The organism is Pseudomonas sp. MIL19, from assembly GCF_028680365.1.
GTDB classification, from domain to species: domain Bacteria; phylum Pseudomonadota; class Gammaproteobacteria; order Pseudomonadales; family Pseudomonadaceae; genus Aquipseudomonas; species Aquipseudomonas spirodelae.
Genome location: NZ_JAPPVG010000068.1, coordinates 1 through 2,737 on the forward strand (window position 1 = coordinate 1; position 2,737 = coordinate 2,737).

The 2,737-nt window shown below is 60.2% G+C and carries 1 protein-coding gene and 1 pseudogene; both read right to left on the reverse strand.

Annotation, left to right across the window (positions count from 1 at the left end):
• Positions 1–71 precede the first annotated feature (71 nt).
• Positions 72–833: pseudogene (locus tag N1078_RS19290) on the reverse strand (VWA domain-containing protein); the annotation flags it as partial.
• A gap of 205 nt (positions 834–1,038) precedes the next feature.
• On the reverse strand, positions 1,039–2,478 hold the full coding sequence (locus N1078_RS19295) for an aminotransferase-like domain-containing protein (protein ID WP_274089683.1): 1,440 nt from the start codon (positions 2,476–2,478) through the stop codon (positions 1,039–1,041).
• Positions 2,479–2,737 lie beyond the last annotated feature (259 nt).

The following is a 2,737-nucleotide window of genomic DNA, read 5'->3' on the forward strand; positions in this document are numbered from 1 at the left end:
GAACTCCAGTTAAAACGGGAGCTCAGCATCCAATGATATGCGGGCTATGGGCAGGTGGGGTTTATGGAGCGCTTACGATACGCCAGCTGGATGCCCGACTCGCCCGCCGTTGAACCGCCCGCCGTAAGCTGGTCGATAGCCGCACGGATCTTGGCTTTATCACTGCCGGCTGTTGGCTCCAGCACCACGCTGGATGAGCCGGCATACACCACCAGCGATACCTTGTCCTGAGCGCGCAGCTGCTCGACCAGCAGCTTCAAGGTGCTTTGCACCATGGGCAGGCCATCGCGGCGGTCCATCGAGCCGGAGACATCCACCAGAAACACCAGATTGGCCGGCGGCAGCTCGTCTACCCGCTGATCCGAGGCCTTGATGGCGATACGCAGCAGGCGGCTTTCTGAATTCCACGGCGTCACCGCCAGCTCGGTGTGCACACCAAACGGCACATCGCCCTTGGGCAGCGGATAGGCGTAGGGGAAGTAGTTGACCAACTCCTCCAGGCGCACCGCCTCCTGCGGCGGCAATTGCCCGCCATTGAGGAAACGCCGCACATTGGCGTAGCTGCCAGTGTCCACATCGATGCTAAAGGTCGATACCGGCGTCTCGGCGACGGCGTGCACGGGGTTGTCGGCTAGTTTCTGATACTGCTCGCGGTTCTCATCACGGTAGCCCGGCCGTATGGCATCGGCCTGCACAGATATCGGCATCGGCGCATACGCCATGCTGGGCATCACGGCCCTGCCCGCTACCAAGCTTTTGCGTTGCAATTCAGCCGGGGCAGCGGCCAGTTGCTCATGCAACTCGGTACGGTCACGAGCCTGATCGCTCAGCATGGCAGCAGTCGCCACCTTGTTCGGCGCATCGGGGTTGGCGGCGCTGCATGCACCAAGGCTGATCAGTACGCCAGCGGTAAATCCGGCAAGCAGAGGACGACTAAGCAATACGGGGTAAGTAGACATGAGCGCATCTCCTGAGCGATCGGAACAAACCATTCGCCCAGGTAGACGCAGCCCTCATTCAAATCGGGTTAAAGCGCTGTTAAAAACTCGCAACGCCTTCCTGACACAGCTGCCCGGCCAGCATGCCCAAGGTCATCAAGGCGCGCTCGGCCTCACGGTTCCACGGGATGCCGCAGTTCAGACGAATGCAGTGGTTGAACTGCTCGGTATTACTGAAGATCAGCCCAGGCGCAATGCTGATGCCCTGCTGCAAGGCGCTAACGTGCAGGTCTTTGGTATTGACCCGCGCAGGCAGGCTGACCCAGAGAATAAAGCCGCCCTTGGGGCGAGTCATCTGCGTGCCTTCGGGGAAATACTGCTGCACCGCTAACTGGAAAGCGCTGAGGTTCTTGCGGTATTCCTGCCGGATAAACCGCAGATGGCGGTCATAACCACCGTTCTCCAGATATGCCGCGACGGCCATCTGCGTCACGCTGCACGCCGAGTGAGTACTAAAGGTCTGCAGGCGCTGGATTTCATCCTGGTACTTGCCAGCGACGATCCAGCCAATGCGTACCCCGGGTGAAAGGGTTTTCGAGAAGCTTGAGCAATACACCACCCGGCCTTCACGGTCATGGGATTTGAGCGCCTTGGTCGGGCCCTGCTCGAACATCAGCTCGCCATAGATATCGTCTTCAATAATCTGAATATCGTAATCACTGGCCAGGCGCAGCAACTGCCGCTGACGCTCCTCGGGAATGGTGCCCCCCAATGGGTTACTCAACCGCGCGGTCAGCACCAGCGCCTTGATCGGCCACTGATTCGCCGCCAACTGCAGGGCTTCCAGGCTGATGCCGGTGGCCGGGTCGCTGGGGATCTCGATGACCTTCAGGCCGAGCAAGTCAGCCAACTGCAACAAGCCATAGTAAGTGGGTGACTCGGTGGCGATCAGGTCGCCCGGTTTGGTCAGTACCCGCAGGCTCATCTGCAAGGCATCCACACAGCCGTGGGTGATCACCACCTCACTCGGGTCGACCACTACGCCAGCGTCGCGCATGCGGATCGCCACTTGGCGGCGCAGCGGCTCAAAACCGGGGCTGAACATATAGCTGAAAGCCCGCGCACTGTGAAAACGCGTGACCTTAGCCAACTGCTGGTGCAACGCGCGCACCGGCAGGTAATCCACATGCGGCACCGCTGCGCCCAAGGGGAAAACTCCCTCGCGACGTGATTCGGCGAGTACTTGGTTGATAATGCTGCTGCGTGTCACCAGCCCCGGGCGCTCGACCCGCGCAATATCCGGGGTGGGTGCAGTCAGGGCCGGCGTCTGGTGCACATAGAAACCAGACTGCGGGCGGGCGCGAATCAGGCCCTGGTCTTCCAGGTTGGCGTAGGCCTGCAGCACGGTCGCATGGCTGACATTGAGCTGCGCACTCATCTTGCGCACCGAAGGCACGCGCTCACCGGGCTGGTAAACGCCGCGACGAATATCTTCCGCCAGTTGCTGGGCAATGCGCTGATAAAGCAACAGATTGGTCATAACCGCGTTCCTGCTTGACTGAACCGTAACAGTAAACCGATCCACCTAAATTGCACCGGTACAGATCACTGAATTGTGGGTGATACAGCGGCCATCTGCCAATACAGTATTGGCTAAATCAAACAAGAAGGCTGACTGTGCATCTTGGCCGCACAAGGACAGCAGACACCCCTGGTGCCAAGATCGGGTAGGAGGCGGCCTCACGGCCGCCGTCCTCCCACACCACCGTGCGTACGGTTCCGTACACGGCGGTTCAGGC